The sequence below is a fragment of the Parabacteroides sp. CH2-D42-20 genome, from assembly GCF_003670185.1.
Lineage (GTDB): Bacteria > Bacteroidota > Bacteroidia > Bacteroidales > Tannerellaceae > Parabacteroides > Parabacteroides distasonis.
Window position 1 is genome coordinate 1 of sequence record NZ_RAYG01000039.1, and the last position, 16,388, is coordinate 16,388.

Genomic DNA, 16,388 nt, shown 5'->3' on the forward strand with positions numbered 1-16,388 from the left:
ACGATCCAAATTTATCGGGCATTATTTTGCAAGTTTTTTACGGCAACGGATATCGGGTACATTATAATATAGGATACGCAAAAATACCGACTGCTCACGGAAACGATATAGCCGGTACCCTTGCCATCATAGCGGCAATACTGTGCCACTACGATGGCACGGCCCTGCCACACGGATGGCACAGCGTTGCCACTGTGATGGCACGACCGTGCCAAAGGCGATAAATAAACTGGCACTGCAAACAATTGATAAACAAACATATGCTAGCATGAAAATTTCCCCAGAGGAGACATCTAAAAGACAGGGGACTTTATCTTTTATCTAGATATCTAAAGACAGAATAAAAATCTGCCGTTTTTTTTCATATATTTGAGGTCTCATCTAAATATAAACAAATAATGAAGCACTTGAGTTCCTCTATTTTATTGGGGCTTGGGTTGTTTTCCTTCTTCTCCTGTAAAGAAGCGACAGCGCCCGCCCCTATCCTGCCCGTTCCCACGCCGGCACAAGTTGAATGGCATAAGATGGAAACATACGCCTTTGTCCATTTCGGATTAAATACGTTCAATGATCTGGAATGGGGTTACGGAAACACTCCCGCCTCCACATTCAATCCAACGGATCTGGATTGCGATCAATGGGCGCAAACAATCAAAGCCGCCGGATTGAAAGGCGTAATCTTAACCACCAAGCATCACGACGGTTTCTGTCTATGGCCTACCGCCACAACCGAATATAGCGTAAAGAATTCTCCTTGGAAAGATGGCAAAGGGGATATGGTAAAAGAACTATCCGATGCTTGTAAGAAACACGGGCTGAAATTCGGTGTCTATCTCTCCCCTTGGGACAGAAACAGTGAGAATTACGGACAACCGGGGTATGTAGAGAAATTCCATGCCCAATTACATGAATTAGTCTCCAACTATGGCCCGTTGTTCGAATACTGGTTTGATGGGGCAAACGGTGGCAATGGCTGGTATGGCGGCACGAATGAAACCCGTGCTATAGACGCCAAGACCTATTATCAATATGAGCGGGCACGAGACACGATCAAGGCGCACCACCCGGACATCATGGTTTTCGGAGGGACAGTACCCGATATCCGCTGGATCGGTAACGAGGAAGGTTGGGCCGGTGATACCCAATGGAGCATCTTCGCCCCGGAACCCTCCATGCCTACTTTCCAACAGAGTGTATGGGGAGATGAGAACGGACCGATGTGGCTAGGTGGAGAATGCGATGTATCTATCCGTCCGGGATGGTTCTATCACTCCCGGGAAGATCACCAAGTCAAGTCGCTGGCAAAATTAGTCGATCTTTATTACCGAAGCGTCGGGCATAACGCCAATTTCCTATTGAACTTCCCCGTAGCGTTGAACGGAAAAATAAGTCCGGTAGACTCCGCCCGTGCCGTACAATGGTATCAAACCATCCAAAATGACTTTAAGGAGAATCTTTTGAAAGGATGTTACGTACAAGCGAGCAATAAAAGAGGACGTAATTTTAGTCCCAATAAGGCAGTAGATGGGGATTGGGATACCTATTGGGCTACGGACGATGGCGTAACCAGTGGTTCATTGACTTTCACGTTAACCCATCCTACCGATGTAAACCGCTTGGTAATACAAGAATATATCCCATTAGGACAACGAGTACGCTCGTTCAATATCGAACTCGAGCAAGGGGGTAAATGGATTCCGGCACAGACCGTGGATTCTACGACAACTGTCGGCTATAAACGAATTGTCCGTTTCCAGACCGAGAAAGCGGAGAAGATACGCATCAACTTCACGGATGCCCGCGGACCGCTTTGTATCAATAACGTGGAGGCATACCTTGCCCCCGCCTTGGTGACCGAGCCAACGATTGCCCGTAATATCAATGACGAGGTAACCATACAGGCCGGGGATAAAGGCTCCGAGGTTCATTATACCACCGACGGTTCAGATCCGACCAAGGACTCACCGCTTTATCAGGCGCCATTCGCTTTCGCTCAAAAAGGAACTGTCAAGGCGATTGCCTATGATCCGACTTTCGATACAGTCAGTCCGGTTTCCGCACAAACGTTCGATATTCCCGCTTGTGATTACACGATCGTATCACCGAAAGATGAGAAAACCAGCCTGATCCTAGACGGAAACGGCTACACGACCTACTATTTGCCACAAGGGAAACAAGAGTTAGTCGTACAATTAGCGAAAGAAATGCCTATATCCGGATTCCGCTACACCCCGAACCAAGGACGTGACGCAAGCGGTCATATCTCCAACTATCAATTATATATTAATGGAAAGAAGGTGGCCGAAGGCGAATTCTCCAATATCAAGGCTAACCCGATCGAGCAAGTCGTACATTTCCCGATAACGAAAGGTAACCAAATCCGTTTGGTCGCAACCCGTATCGTAGATAATAAAAAGCAAGCGGGTATCGGTGAATTCTCGGTAATTACGGAAAAATAAAGAATATCTAATAAAAGCAGAAGGGACCGCCTCGAAAACCTAATTTCCCGAGGCGGTCCCTTTTTATTTATTCATCGATCCTTTATTTATCCTTGAAGGTATCGGTTCATTTGTTTATACACGGCACGTATATCCAACGGCTTAGATATATGAGCATTCATACCGGCTTCCCTACTTTTCTGCACATCCTCAGCGAATGCGTTGGCTGTCATAGCGAAGATAGGAACCTTTTGAGCATCAGAACGCCCCAATGCCCGGATACATCGGGTAGCCTCATAACCATCCATATGCGGCATCTGCACATCCATCAATATCAAATCATAATATCCTTCGGCAGATTCCTTAAACTTCTCTACGGCCTGCACCCCGTCCTCAGCGCTCTCCACCGAAGCACCGGTAGCTCCGATCAATTCCTCCGCAATCTCCCGGTTAAGCTCGTTGTCCTCAACTAATAAGATCCGTTTACCTTTGAAATCATAATCAATCACATAACAATCCCTCGCAAGGTCACTTCGCCCATCAATATCGGAAAAACGAGTGGGCTTACCCGACTCCTTTATTTTGCCGAAAGGCAGATCAACCGTGAATGTACTGCCACTCCCCTGCATGCTTGTCACATGTATGCCACCTCCCATCAACTGAGTGAAACGCTTAACGATAGAAAGCCCTAATCCTGTGCCTCCATATTTATAAGTGACATCCACATTTTCCTGTTCGAACGATTCGAAGATCTTATCATAATTCTCCTCGGCTATACCACATCCCGTATCGATTACCTCGAAACGAAGGTAAACATTCTCTTGATCCTCACCTGTTTTAGATACCCGAAGTTTAATTATTCCCTTGGCCGGCGTAAATTTCAACGCATTCGATAACAGGTTAGAGAGAACTTGATTCAAGCGCAAGGAGTCTCCTATAATCTGTACTTCCAGATCACTAGCCAATACCGTCTCATAGCTGATCCCTTTACTCTTGGCCTGCTCGCCATACAGATTTTCAAAGTCCTGCAAGAATGCCCGGAAATTAAAGCTCTCATGTCGAAGTTCCACTTTTCCGCTTTCTATCTTCGACATATCCAGCACGTCGTTAATGAGAGCGAGAAGATGCTTGGAAGACATGATTACTTTCTCAAGACAGTCCTTTATCTTATCGGTATTATCTATGTTTTGCATGGCGATAGTACTCATACCTACAATTCCGTTCATCGGCGTACGGATCTCATGACTCATCCGGGAAAGAAACTCGCTCTTCGCCAAGTTAGCCGCCTCAGCCCGTTTCAGGTTGCCCTGTATCACGGTCGCTTTCATCCGGGCCCCTATAGCCAGCAGTAATGCCGTAAATAGCACCGACAGGACAAACATCACGATAAACATGAATTGTAAGGGATTCGCATATATAAAGTCCGTAAGAGAAAATTCACTCACGCCGATAGATTCCAGATTCCGATTGCGTATAACAGTCCTCTCGGACTCAGAAAGATTATTGATCGCCTTGTTGAGTATGGTAAGCAAATCCGGATCGACCGGGATAGGCAACGCGAAACTTATCGTACTCTGATCATTGACCAACGTTACGGGAGCAAGATTCGTAAAATGATAGCGCAAGATATCCTGTTCCATCCTAGAGGACAAACCATAAATAAAATCAGCCTCACCATTATTGACAGCAAATAACGCCTCCTTAATACTCGGATAGAACCGTATCTTCTCCACCGATATACCACTCGGCAATCGTTGATTTTCCACTAAGGCTCCAACCAGACCCGGTGCGGGATAACTACATGCTTTATTGCGCACTATGATATTGTTAGCACTCACATAAGAGGCTGAAAGCGCAAGTCCTAGCTGGGCCGCATCGTTCTCATCTCCCAAGAAAAAACCTAAGATATCGGCATCCCCTTGCTGTATCAAACGGATCGCATCAGCATAATTTTTCGCATATACATACGAGAATCGTAGCCCTGTGAAACTTTTAATCTCATCCAGTACATCCGCCATGATACCCGTATGGTTCTTCAGCGGCGTTTCTTTACAATACAAAGGATACCAATTCTCAGGTACGGCTACCGCGATCGTTTTCCTCTCATTGACATACTCCAGATCCCGGTCGCTCAGTTGGATGTTTACGAGCCGGTCTGGGAAATTAACGGCATAACGTTCCGCCGCAAAATTAGGATTGGCATCCAATATCCGTTCCAAAGCCATATTCAAACCATCCAAGACTTCTTTATTACCCGGATTGGTCACGATATAATAAGGCTGAGAGTCATATGCCACGACTACACGGACAGAATCGCTAATATGGGCAACATTATTTAGTAACAAATCGATCTCACCTTTAGCCAGATAGGGATATAACCCGATTTTCCCCACCATATCTTCCTGTTTGTAATATCGGATATTACAATACAATCCGTTGATAGCCATAAACTCTTTGAGACGGCGAATGTTCTCCCTTGCATTCTCATACACACCGATGGTTTTACCATTCATACTCTCCAAATCATAACTATGGATAGAGCGATCATCAGATCGGGCAAGTAATAATGAACGGCTATATCCCATATTATAGTTCGGATAAGCATAATATTTCTCTAAAGCGGGTATATAATAGTTTCCACCCATCAACTCGTACTTACCCTCAACAAATTCATTCAACATAGTCGGTCCCTTCGTATCTATGTACTCGTATTCCCAACCGGTATATTTGGCGATCTCATTGAGATAGTCTACGAGCATACCATGATGAGTACCATCTTCGGCCGTCCAACTCATGCCATCTACCTGCGGAAAGGCAACCCTAAGTACACGTTTTTCACTTGTCCGCGCTAACACAGACAAATTAAACGCTAGCATTATAAATACTAACAAACCTATAGCTATACCATGACTCACATATCTCTGAAGTAAGTTCATTATAATGTATATCTTTTATTACCGGCTTTTCCGATGATAACAACCCCTATAACCCTCCGCAAAACAACTGTTTATTTTGGATGTACGCAAATATACTACTTTTTATATCACAGCGGATTATAAAATAATTGATTTTTAAGAGAAGATACTATAAAAACAGAAGGGACCGCCTCGAAGGTAAAACACCTCGAGGCAGTCCCTTTCCTAAATCCCAACAAACTTTTATCCCATCGAACTATTGATTACCTGTGTGGTTTTCTCAAAACTCTTCCTTAAGACCTCCTTTACATCCATGGTTTCCCAATATCCCTTATTAAAAAGCTCTACGGATAACCCACCCCGGAAACCGGAGTCGTATAGCAAAGGAAGTACTTTATTAAACGGGCAAATACCATCTCCCGGAAACACCCGATCCGAATCTCTCAACTCCGTACGAGGAGGCAACTCCGGATAATCGTTGATATGAAAAACCGGAAGGATCTTCCCATTTATCAAGCGTAAACTATCAAAACTATTTCCTCCTCTGTACAAATGGTAGAAATCCAATAAGACAGAAGCCCGCGAATGCCCGGAGGCGATCGCTATCGCCATGGTATCCGATAATTGATTCAGAACCCCGGCTCCCCATAGTTCCAATATCGGAGTGACACCCATCTCATCCCCTAAATCCAGTATCCCCCGATAGCGTTCGGAATACTCCGGCAACCGTGTACGATCCAGTTGAGTAACCCCTTGAGCAGGAGCGGCGATAAATTTACCGCCCAATCCAGCTACCATCTCCATATCATGCCGCATTTGGTTTAGCCCTTCCTTCCGTTTCGAAGGATCATCGGCAAACCACGAGGCAAAACCGATCATATTCTCCAATAAAAGTCCGGAACCTTCCAGCTGACGCCTGAGTGTCTCATAAGTTCCCCCTTGCTTTACGAACGCATCCACATCACGGGTCCATAACTCAATTCCCTCAAAACCAGCCTCGGCACATAAGTCAATCTGTTTTTGAACAGGAAGTTTATAACCCGCTATCGTAGAGACATTGAGACAGACACGGAAAGGACGTTTCGAAGAGGATGCTTCGGGTGATGGCTCCTCTTTTTTCTTCGGAGCGCAAGAAGCCAAGCCTGCGAACGTACTGCCCAAAACCGCCAAACCGGTAGTCCGAAGCATATTACGTCTTGAAATCTTTTTCTCAAGCATAACACTCTCGTTTTAAATTAAACCTCCAAAGATTTACGGGCCTCCCGATCCGGATCATTCCGAGCCTCACACGTATTATTCAAGATCATCACCTCTCCATTTTCTTCCGTGTATTTCGGCCAAGCGGGTAACTCTCCTCCGTTCGGATCTCCTGTCCGCATGAAATTCAACAAAGCGCCAGACATCTTATCTGACAACGCACGAGGTACCTTACCTCCACCCGTATGAGTAAACATCCGATCCGTATTTTTAAACCAGAAACAGATATCCGAGCAATGGAACGCACGCATACGGTTATTAAACAAGGGCGGACACCAGCCAAACCAAGCTACATACACAGGCTGGCCTTGCTTTAATTTTGCGTTAGCCGCCTCAACCACTCGTTGACGGGAAGACAAAATCATCGCCCAAAGCTCCATCGGAGTCTTATCCGGGAAATTCTTGGCGAAAGCCTTCACGATCGATTCCGCTTTATCACCATATTGACTTCTCAGTTTCTCGATCACACCGTCTTGAGTGATTTTTTCCAAAGCCGCATCCGCCCTGTTCGGGTTCCATTCATGGAAAGTCGTACAGAATATCATCGGCACGACAGGAGACTCCAAATGGCTCTCACCGGAGTAGAATACACCGGCCGGAATATTCCGGTCATCAGCAACAGGACCAAAAGTCCGTCTCATGCTAATCCCTTGATCTTCCCAGCACTTTTTACAAGCCCTATCCGCTATATCCAAATATTCCCGCCAAGGTATTCTTTGCAATTTATCCAGTTGGGAAGCGGTCAGCCCCGCTTCTCTCAAAATATATTCTCCCACCTTCCGGGTCATCACCTGATCGGAAGCTCCTACCGTAGATCCACTTAAAGCCACGGCTCTATGGACCAAACCTTTTGCCGCCGGCATAGCGGCTACCGTACAGACCTTAGAACCTCCTCCGGATTGTCCCATAACCGTTACGTTCCCGGGATCTCCACCGAAATTGGCGATATTATCATGTACCCATCGCAAGGCGGCAATAATATCTAACATCCCCACGTTTCCGGAATCCTTATACGCTTCTCCACCAACACCAGATAAGTCAGAGAAGCCAATCGGCCCCAACCGATGATTAATGGAACAGAATACGATATCTCCTTCCCGGCTTATATTCTCTCCATGATATCCATCCTGCTCGATCCCACTACCATTTGTAAAACCACCGCCATGCAGCCACACCAATACGGGACGTTTCTTACCATCCGCAATACCCGGTGTCCATACATTTAAATATAAGCAATCCTCACTCACATCCCAGTAGTTCCAATGATCAGCAAAAGTTCCGTAATTATTGGGCCACCGGTTCTCCATACGTTGCGGCGCCGTATTCCCATAAAAAACCGCCGGTCTCACATCTGTCCACGGCTCTGGCTTTTGGGGAGGCATAAAGCGATTTTTTCCCGACGTATCAGCCCCATAAGGAACTCCCAAGAACGTATATACATGATTCAGCAGATATCCCTGCACCTTCCCATACTCTGTCTGGGCAATGGCGATATCGTCACCGATAAATAAAAACTGTCCATCCTCTCCTTCCTTGACGTTTTGTTTAAGGGAGGAATCCCCGGACGGGGCACATGAGGAAGCCGTTACCAAGCTTCCCATGCTTAAAGAGGCTGTGCCCAGTCCTAGGTTTTTCACGAATTGTCGTCTATCCATATGCATAAAAACACAACTATTAATATCCCGGATTCTGTTTCCAAGATTGGTTTTTCGTAATCTGATCGTATGGTATCGGGAATAAATCACGCGAATTATTATTCAAGGCTTCCTTAAATGTCCAGCAACCTTTAGCGAACTTATCCCAACGAACCAAGTCTTGACGACGCCAACCTTCCCACGCAAATTCACGGCCACGTTCATTGATCAACTCATCCAACGTTAATGTTTCCGGAGTATACACGGGTTGATTTGCCTTTCACGTATTAACTGGAATGCAGGTTCCGCACACAAAGCTGATAAAGTAGCGGCATTACCACCTCTCAAAATAGCTTCAGCCTTCATATAATAGATATCAGCTAAACGATATAAAACAAAATCATTGTTCATATTACCAGTCATACCCAACTCATATTCATACTTCTGAATACGAGCACCTTCCCAACGATAAGCGGCATTAATAGAAGATACATCAATAGTCAATTCCAATTGCTTTCCCGGATTATCACCATCCTCAACAGGCTCTCCCGTGACCTTATCATAAATCAAACCGTAAATAAAAGTCGCCTTTTTCCGAGTATCGTCATCTTTATATAAAGCAAGGAAGTCCGGAGTAGCGCAACCTCCATTCCAACCGCCCACATTTATACCCCACATCTGGCGAGACTTGGGATGTCCGGAGAATTTATGGAAATGAAACTCGTAGTCTCCATTTGAATTGATACCATTTTGCATCGGTACCACGAAAATATTTTCTTTACAAGACTCATTCGCCACTTTAAATGGAGCGGAGAAATCAGATACGACCTCATAATATCCAGAGTTAATCACTTTATCGCAATACTCTATCACTTTATTCATATCGTCCTTATCGTAAGAAGAGGCCCCTTTGAACACCTTTGCGTTCAAATATAGTTTTGCCAACATCGTATAAGCCATCGATTTCGTACATCTTCCATAATTCTCGGCAGACGGAGCATCATCCAAATATTCCATATTATCTAAGATGCAATCTACGACTTTCTGATAAAGCTCAGGACGGCTTGTCTGAGGAGAAGCCGTGATTTCACTCTCATATGTATCGATATAAGGAACATTCCCGAATAAATCCAGTAAGATAGAATAATAGAAACATCTCAAGATGACAGTCTCCGCACGATATTTATTATAGATATCGACATCCATCTCCTCTTTATATATATCCAAGTCGTAAACCACACGGTTACATGTCGTTATTCCAGAAAATACGGAAATCCACACATTATTCAATGCATCCAGATTGTATTGCCATTGATGACGATGGAAATCCTGCCATACCCCTCCGTCATACCAGTCATTACCCGGCGCACGAGTCGGAACAACACATTCATCCGAGGAAACAGTCTGCAACCCCCATACTCCCCAGTGATTCTGATAAGCCTGCAATTCCGCATAGGCAGCACCTACCGCTTGCGGAATCAAAGAAGGATCCGCATAAAAGTCATTTGAGACCATTTGTCCCGTCGTATCTTCATCCATATCCGTACAAGAAGGAGCGATAACCAAGAAACAAATCATTGACACTATATATATTAAACTATATTTTTTCATAACCTTCGATATTTAGAGTATCCATTAAAACGTAACATTCAAACCAAGAATAAAAGAACGGCTAGCCGGATAATAACGAGTTCTCTCAATACCCATATTATCTAATCCTACCATATCAACCTCCGGGTCGATACCCTTATAGCCTGTGATCGTAAACAAGTTCTGACCAGTCAAGTACAAACGTAAGTTTTGCATGAAACCTAATTTCTTCACCGGCACATTATAACCCAATGTGATATTGTCCAACTTCACAAAAGAACCATCCTCCAAATAATAACTAGAGGCTTGAGCCGCATCTTGCAACGGGATATCCATTACCGAAGCCAACATATTCTTCTCCTTTCCAGCCACATTCCGATTCTCCAATGCCATACGGCTTACATTATATACATCATTGCCTACGACAGCACGGAATGTAAACGATAAATCGAAGTCACGATATTTAAACTCGTTAGTCCATCCTGCTATAAAATCAGGTTGCGCATTACCTACGATCTCACGATCCTCATTATATGTAAAGTCACCACTACCATCGACATCCTTGAATTTCCATTTACCATCTTCCGTAAATCCCTCGAATACCGGCAAATAAAAATCACCGACCTTGCCACCCGGGACCAAACGAATCAATGGAGTCGAGTTCATACCTCCTAAATCACCATCCGACAAATAACCGGTCTCAATCCAGTCAGTCTGGAAAGTCTCATTACTTAATTTGTCCAATTTATTCGTGTTAAATGAGAAGTTAATAGAACTAGTCCATGAGAAGTTCTTATTCTGCACCGGGGTTCCGGAAACAGAGAATTCCAGACCTTTACTTGTAGCGTCGCCAACATTCGCCAACATAGAAGAATATTGATAAGGAGGAGTCGGAACCTTATATTTATACAACAAATCTGAAACCTTACGGGTATACAAATCAACGGTCACGTTCAAGCGGTTATTCAACGCTGCAAAATCAACACCTAGATTCCATTCGCCTTTCCGCTCCCATTTCAAATCCGGATTCTGGTTCTGTGTCGGCCCATAAGCATTGATCCATTGTTTAGAAGTATGATCATAAAAACGGCCTACCACTCCCATCATTGACAAAGACAAATAATTATCTGAAGGCATATTTCCTGTCACGCCATATCCCAAGCGCAATTTCAAATCGTTAATCCAGCTAGCGCTTTCCATAAAAGCCTCATTACCGATAGACCAACCGACACTTACCGCAGGGAAAGTTCCCCATTTATAATCCGCACCTAAACGAGTAGAACCCTCACGTCGTACAGACGCTGATAACAAGTAACGATTTCCCCAGTTATAATTTACACGGCCGAAGAACGAAACCAAATTATCTTGAGAAACCGAACCATCCATCATGCTTTGGCTAGGGTTATTAATCAAGTTACTACCCGCACCCAAATTATAGTAAGAATATACATCCGAATCAAAATTCGAGTTATTCATACCAAATGATTCCCGATAGTTATGCTCATAGGTATACCCACCTAATACCACCAAATGGTGTTCTCCAAAAGATTTTACATAGTCGATCGTCGTCTCCAGTGTTTTATTAAAACGAGTATTAAAACTCCGAGACGCTGACCCGAAACTAGAAGTGTTAAATACCTCTCGTGAGGTATAAGTACCCTTATTTATATCAGAGTATTTCAATGAGCCAAAAGCTTGCGCACGAAGTCCTTCCAAAATGTTCCAAGTTACACGAGCAGACCCTTGGAAAAGTCCGCCTTTTGTACGACGGTCACGCTGCATAATATAAGCCACCGGATTTGAATATCCTTGAATATCCAGCGCATAATACCCGCCGGCATCTATCGTTCCCGTCTCGTCGTATACGGGTGCCGTAGGATTATAATAATACGCATGCTTAAAAGCGGAATAATCATCATAGCTGGAATTCTCACCTTCCCGGTCAAAACGACGATAAGTAGCGTCGTATGCTATTTGAATCTTTTTATCGAATAAATTCTGATTAGCGGAAAAACGAGCGATCATCTCATTGAACCCTGACTTAAGAGCGATACCTTGATTATTTCGATAAGATACAGAAGCCCGGTAATTAAAATCGGTCGTACCTCCTGTCAATGCCAAGTTATGCGAATGGGAGAACGGAGTTCGGGTAATCTCATCCATCCAATTCGTATCATATCCCCGGTCGTTTCCCCCATTTGCCAAAAACTGGTCACGATCCATGACTTCCAATTGATTGGCTATGGAAGAGATAGACATATATCCATTGTAGGTAACGCTCATCTTCCCGGCAGAACCTCGTTTTGTCGTAACCAAGATAACGCCATTCGTTCCACGGGTTCCATATATCGCCGCCGCTGAACCATCCTTCAATACATCGATACTTTCAATATCATCTTGTGGAATAGCGGATAAATCCCCTTGAGGAATACCATCAATGACGATCAACGGAGAAGTATTACCGGTTAAGGATGAAGTTCCACGTAATTGGAACTTATACTCTCCATTCGGGTCGCCGGCATTTGGTTTGGATATATTCAAACCTGCCACTTTACCTTGCAACATACCCATTGGGTCAGACTGTACGCCCTTAATCAAGTCTCCCTCCTTCAAGCCTGCAACAGAGCCGGTCAATTCTTTCTTTTTCTGAGAGCCATATCCCACGGCTACCACTTCTTGAAGTCCGATACTTTCTTCCTCCAAGCTCACATTTATCGTGTTCTTGCCATTTACCGGAATCTCCGCGGTCTTATATCCAATATAAGAAACGATCAATACGGCATTTGATGATACATTCGAGATCTGATACATACCGCTTATATCAGAAATCGTACCGTTAGTCGTTCCTTTCACCGCTACATTGGCGCCAATGATCGGTTCGCCTGTCATAGATTCCTTTACAACTCCTTTTACTGTAATCGTTTGCGCCATCATGGGAAAGAATAACGCCAAACTAACGATCAAAAACAGGGCCTTTCGAAGCCATACTTTCTTTTTTTGATTTTCCATAACTCATTCATTTAAAGTTGACATTGTTTTTACAAAAAACGACCGGAGATCTCAATGTGCTGTAATTCAATTCGTATGGTAATGGTTATATATAATAGAGTATTAAAATCCACCGGTCGTTGTTTTTAAGCATTCAATCGCATTAAACTTTCGGGAATTGCCACGGGCTTCTATAGCTCCGCTTCAAATACGCATCCGCTTTCGGATTATCCACAAACTTACGAGCTTGCGGATCATACACAACACGAGTTCCCGTCAAATATGAGATATTAGCCATATGGGCTAGGATCGTCGCGAAAGCCCCTTTCTCGATCGGGCTGTTCGTCTCAATAGATTTATTTAATATACACTTACACCAATTCGTCGCATGGGCCTCAATACCGCCATCCTCGAACTTCCCGACAAGCTGGGAACGGTCGGTTAATAACTCACCCTCCCGGTTCTTCTCTGGAATCAATTCATAACCTTCACGATTACATACTAAGGTAGCTTTACTTCCTACCCAAGCTACCCCTTGATTCCGATTATACAGGTGAGCGACTTGTTGTGCCCATTCTATATGGAAATTCTTATATTGGAAGATCGTTGTCTGGCAACTGGGAGTCTCATTAAAAGAGGTAGGATCTTTATAAGCCGTAGAGAATACCGCCTCCGGATATTCACGGTCACACAATCCTAACGCTTTCAATCCATCGAACGCAGAGTCTATCCAATGCACTCCCCAGTCGGTTTGCTGGCCGCCTCCATAATCCCAAAAACCACGCCATCCACGAAAACGGTAATTATTAAATGGACGCTCGGGAGCCGGGCCCAACCACATATTGTAATCTAATGTAGAAGGAACCGGAGAATCCGCTACGGCCGGACGTGGGTCCGTCGATTGGCAAAGCCATAGCTGAACTTTATAAACATCCCCCAACACACCGGATTTCAATATCTCATTAGCCGCCAAGAAATATCGTTGACTAGTCTGCCATAAGCCAGTTGTTACCACCCCTTTATATTTCTTTTGGAAATCCATCATCGAATGGCACTCCGGAATCGAATTACCAACCGGCTTTTCCACATAAATCGCCTTGCCCGCTTTTAAAGCCTCAGCGAAGATGTAAGGATGCCAATGATCCGGTGTTGCGATAATGACCCCGTCGATATCCTTATTTGCCAAGACTTCCCGGAAGTCACTATATGCCTTGATCGAAGTCGTTTGGTTTGGAAAGTCTTTTTTGAAACGTGCGATCTGCTCATCAAGTCTCACTTTGTTCACGTCGCACATGCCCACACAATGTACCCACGGATTATCAGTCAAAGCCCCTTGCAAATCACGGCATCCCATACCGACACCTATTACTGCGATATTCACCCGCCCATTTATAGTCTCTTCCTTATGAGAGACGGTAGGAGCTGCCGATGCCAAAAGAGGTGAGATACCTAAGCCGGCGGCCAACATCGTCGAGTTCTTTAAAAAATTCCTACGTGTAGTCATAAATCATTATTTTAAGGTTATACAATTTATAAATTACGAATCCATATATTACGGAAAGCCACTTCCACTCCATGATCCTGTAAGCTTAATGGCAGACGGCCATGCGCTACATATTTAGGTAAACCGGTATATGGGGTCGTTCCTTTCAGTACATAATTATTCTGTACAACGATACCGTTCAATACCACGGTAATCATAGCGGGAGATTCCAATTCATCGTTTGTCCCAAAACGGGGAGCTTTCCAATAAATATCATAAACCTGCCACTCATTTGTCTTCGTGAAAGCATTTACCAACGGTGCGCTTTGCTTATAAATACTGCCGACCCAGCCATTCACATACGTAGGATTATCCTCACAATCCAAAACCTGCACCTCATAACGGCTTTGTAACATAATGCCACTATTACCTTTCATCTGTAATGTATTATCCTTTCCCGGTGTAGGGGTCTTGAACTCGATATGTAACTGGCAATCTCCAAAATAATCTTTTGTCCGGATCGATCCGGTCCCGGAAGCCACAATCATCGCCCCATCCTTTACGGTCCATTTAGCGGGACCTCCATCTTTTCCCGCGGATTCCCACATAGAAAGATCTTTTCCATCAAACAGGATGATCGCATCGGAAGGAGCACCAGTTCCTACACCCGGCTTTACCTTAGGAGGAACCGGATAATACCATTCAGTACTCTCAGGTTTCCATCTTTCCGGTGGTCTTTGTTGTTGATTACTTTGTTGGGCGCTCATAAAAAACGCTCCACATAAAAGACTGATAAGAACAATCATTTTTTTCATGCTACATAGTATTAAATTAATGTTTCTATTTTCGCTCTATGAACAAGCTGCCGCAAATGTATCACGCATACGAAAATTCCTCTTTTTCTATTTTATCAAAATCGTTTCCGATTGTCGCATAATACAAGTTCCAGCCTGTTTCCCCCGGTCATTGAGAAAATCGTATCAAGAATGAGACAATTTTACATGGCGAAGCAAGCCATACCCTTCCGTCATATTCCGTCTTCTCTCCCGGATTTCCTCCAAGGTTTGTAGATTCCCGATAGAAGGCATCTCATTTCGTCTAGCGTTATCCAAAAATTTCCACGCATACTCGGAAGCGATAGCGGAATCACGCATCAGCGGTAGGCGGGAATGAAAAACTCCGGTCCGTACGGAATCTGCGAACAAATCACATAGCGTACTTATATTTTTCCCCCCATAGGGCTTCTCGATCCGGTGTGTTTCATTAACACCTCTCAACTCCACGACCGCAGTCTTAAAATCATGACTCATCCGGGCGATTCCTTTCGTTCCTATTACATCTATGTAAGAGTTATGCGTTTGGTCTTTCGATAATTGTCCATACACATGCCCTTGTGTTATATCAAATACCACCCCGTTCTCAAATGTCCCGTGACATTGCAACCACCAAGGTTCGGGATAATCCCACATCCGGATCGCCTGCGCATGCCATGTCTTATACTCGCATCCGGCATACCACCGGGAAATGTCCACATAATGCATTCCGCAATCATGAAAAGACGGACCTTCATATTCATGACCTTCACCCGGAGCCAACCCCGGAGTCATATGGCAAATGCGAATGATCGCCAAATCTCCGATCTCTCCTCTCCGGATAAATTCTTTAATCGTATTATGGTACCAAGAATTACGCAAATACAAATTAACGGTCGAGAACAAACTTGAGTTTTCCACGCATTTCACGACCTCCCATTCATGCTCGATCGTATCTGCGACCGGTTTCTCTGAGATGACATGTTTGCCAAATGCCATTGCCTTCTTAATTTGCCTCAACCGGGAATCCGCCAATGTAAATAAACCGACCACTTGTACTTCCGGGTCCTCGAATACAACTTGCTCATCCGCTACGATTTGGGATGTCGGCGACTTCCTCCTTGCCAAATCTCGTGCCTCTGGGTCCGTATCGCAGATGTAAAGTACCTCCCATTGATCGCTCTTCCGCATCTCCTCCAAATAAAATCCACCCATGCGACCAAAGCCTATTATACCTACTTTTACTTTTTGATTCATATTCTATCTTTTAA

General features: G+C 44.3%; 10 protein-coding genes. 1 reads left to right on the plus strand and 9 read right to left on the minus strand.

Annotated features, from left to right (window positions below):
• Nucleotides 1–398 precede the first annotated feature (398 nt).
• A complete protein-coding gene (locus tag D7V92_RS19425) occupies nucleotides 399–2,459 on the plus strand; it encodes an alpha-L-fucosidase (protein WP_005864201.1) in 2,061 nt (686 codons plus the stop codon).
• Nucleotides 2,460–2,545: 86 nt separating this feature from the next.
• Here D7V92_RS19425 and D7V92_RS19430 read toward each other — a convergent pair whose 3' ends face one another.
• The 9 genes from D7V92_RS19430 to D7V92_RS19465 form a co-directional block, all read right to left on the minus strand.
• Nucleotides 2,546–5,374, minus strand: coding sequence for an ATP-binding protein (locus D7V92_RS19430; RefSeq protein WP_121773569.1), 2,829 nt, complete (start codon nucleotides 5,372–5,374; stop codon nucleotides 2,546–2,548).
• A gap of 222 nt (nucleotides 5,375–5,596) precedes the next feature.
• Nucleotides 5,597–6,571 carry a sugar phosphate isomerase/epimerase gene (locus D7V92_RS19435; protein ID WP_121773570.1) on the minus strand — a complete coding sequence of 325 codons (975 nt, stop codon included), beginning with the start codon at nucleotides 6,569–6,571 and terminating at the stop codon, nucleotides 5,597–5,599.
• Between the two features lie 17 nt (nucleotides 6,572–6,588).
• Entirely contained in the window at nucleotides 6,589–8,271 is a 1,683-nt protein-coding gene (locus D7V92_RS19440) for a carboxylesterase/lipase family protein (RefSeq protein ID WP_121773571.1), read from the minus strand.
• A gap of 13 nt (nucleotides 8,272–8,284) precedes the next feature.
• The gene (locus D7V92_RS22645) at nucleotides 8,285–8,509 is read right to left on the minus strand and encodes a RagB/SusD family nutrient uptake outer membrane protein (protein ID WP_255420307.1); all 225 of its coding nucleotides are present in this window, start codon (nucleotides 8,507–8,509) and stop codon (nucleotides 8,285–8,287) included.
• Nucleotides 8,488–9,855, minus strand: coding sequence for a RagB/SusD family nutrient uptake outer membrane protein (locus D7V92_RS19445; protein WP_255420309.1), 1,368 nt, complete (start codon nucleotides 9,853–9,855; stop codon nucleotides 8,488–8,490). The genes D7V92_RS22645 and D7V92_RS19445 overlap by 22 nt, the downstream gene beginning before the upstream one ends.
• Before the next feature lie 24 nt (nucleotides 9,856–9,879).
• Nucleotides 9,880–12,843 carry a TonB-dependent receptor gene (locus tag D7V92_RS19450; RefSeq protein ID WP_121773572.1) on the minus strand — a complete coding sequence of 988 codons (2,964 nt, stop codon included), beginning with the start codon at nucleotides 12,841–12,843 and terminating at the stop codon, nucleotides 9,880–9,882.
• 142 nt (nucleotides 12,844–12,985) lie between these two features.
• A complete protein-coding gene (locus tag D7V92_RS19455; protein WP_057326718.1) occupies nucleotides 12,986–14,326 on the minus strand; it encodes a Gfo/Idh/MocA family oxidoreductase in 1,341 nt (446 codons plus the stop codon).
• 26 nt (nucleotides 14,327–14,352) lie between these two features.
• Nucleotides 14,353–15,120 (minus strand): DUF1080 domain-containing protein, encoded by a 768-nt coding sequence (locus D7V92_RS19460; RefSeq protein WP_005860843.1) that lies wholly within the window; start codon nucleotides 15,118–15,120, stop codon nucleotides 14,353–14,355.
• A 165-nt stretch (nucleotides 15,121–15,285) separates the two neighbouring features.
• Nucleotides 15,286–16,374 carry a Gfo/Idh/MocA family protein gene (locus tag D7V92_RS19465; protein ID WP_121773573.1) on the minus strand — a complete coding sequence of 363 codons (1,089 nt, stop codon included), beginning with the start codon at nucleotides 16,372–16,374 and terminating at the stop codon, nucleotides 15,286–15,288.
• Nucleotides 16,375–16,388 lie beyond the last annotated feature (14 nt).

What these genes read in the sequence shown, in the direction of transcription:
- D7V92_RS19435 (WP_121773570.1), bottom strand. Translation starts at nt 6,571, where the DNA reads ATGCTTGAGAAAAAGATTTCAAGACGTAATATGCTTCGGACTACCGGT.
- D7V92_RS19465 (WP_121773573.1), bottom strand. Translation starts at nt 16,374, where the DNA reads ATGAATCAAAAAGTAAAAGTAGGTATAATAGGCTTTGGTCGCATGGGT.
- D7V92_RS19425 (WP_005864201.1), top strand. Translation starts at nt 399, where the DNA reads ATGAAGCACTTGAGTTCCTCTATTTTATTGGGGCTTGGGTTGTTTTCC.
- D7V92_RS19460 (WP_005860843.1), bottom strand. Translation starts at nt 15,120, where the DNA reads ATGAAAAAAATGATTGTTCTTATCAGTCTTTTATGTGGAGCGTTTTTT.
- D7V92_RS19455 (WP_057326718.1), bottom strand. Translation starts at nt 14,326, where the DNA reads ATGACTACACGTAGGAATTTTTTAAAGAACTCGACGATGTTGGCCGCC.
- D7V92_RS19445 (WP_255420309.1), bottom strand. Translation starts at nt 9,855, where the DNA reads ATGAAAAAATATAGTTTAATATATATAGTGTCAATGATTTGTTTCTTG.
- D7V92_RS19430 (WP_121773569.1), bottom strand. Translation starts at nt 5,374, where the DNA reads ATGAACTTACTTCAGAGATATGTGAGTCATGGTATAGCTATAGGTTTG.
- D7V92_RS19450 (WP_121773572.1), bottom strand. Translation starts at nt 12,843, where the DNA reads ATGGAAAATCAAAAAAAGAAAGTATGGCTTCGAAAGGCCCTGTTTTTG.
- D7V92_RS19440 (WP_121773571.1), bottom strand. Translation starts at nt 8,271, where the DNA reads ATGCATATGGATAGACGACAATTCGTGAAAAACCTAGGACTGGGCACA.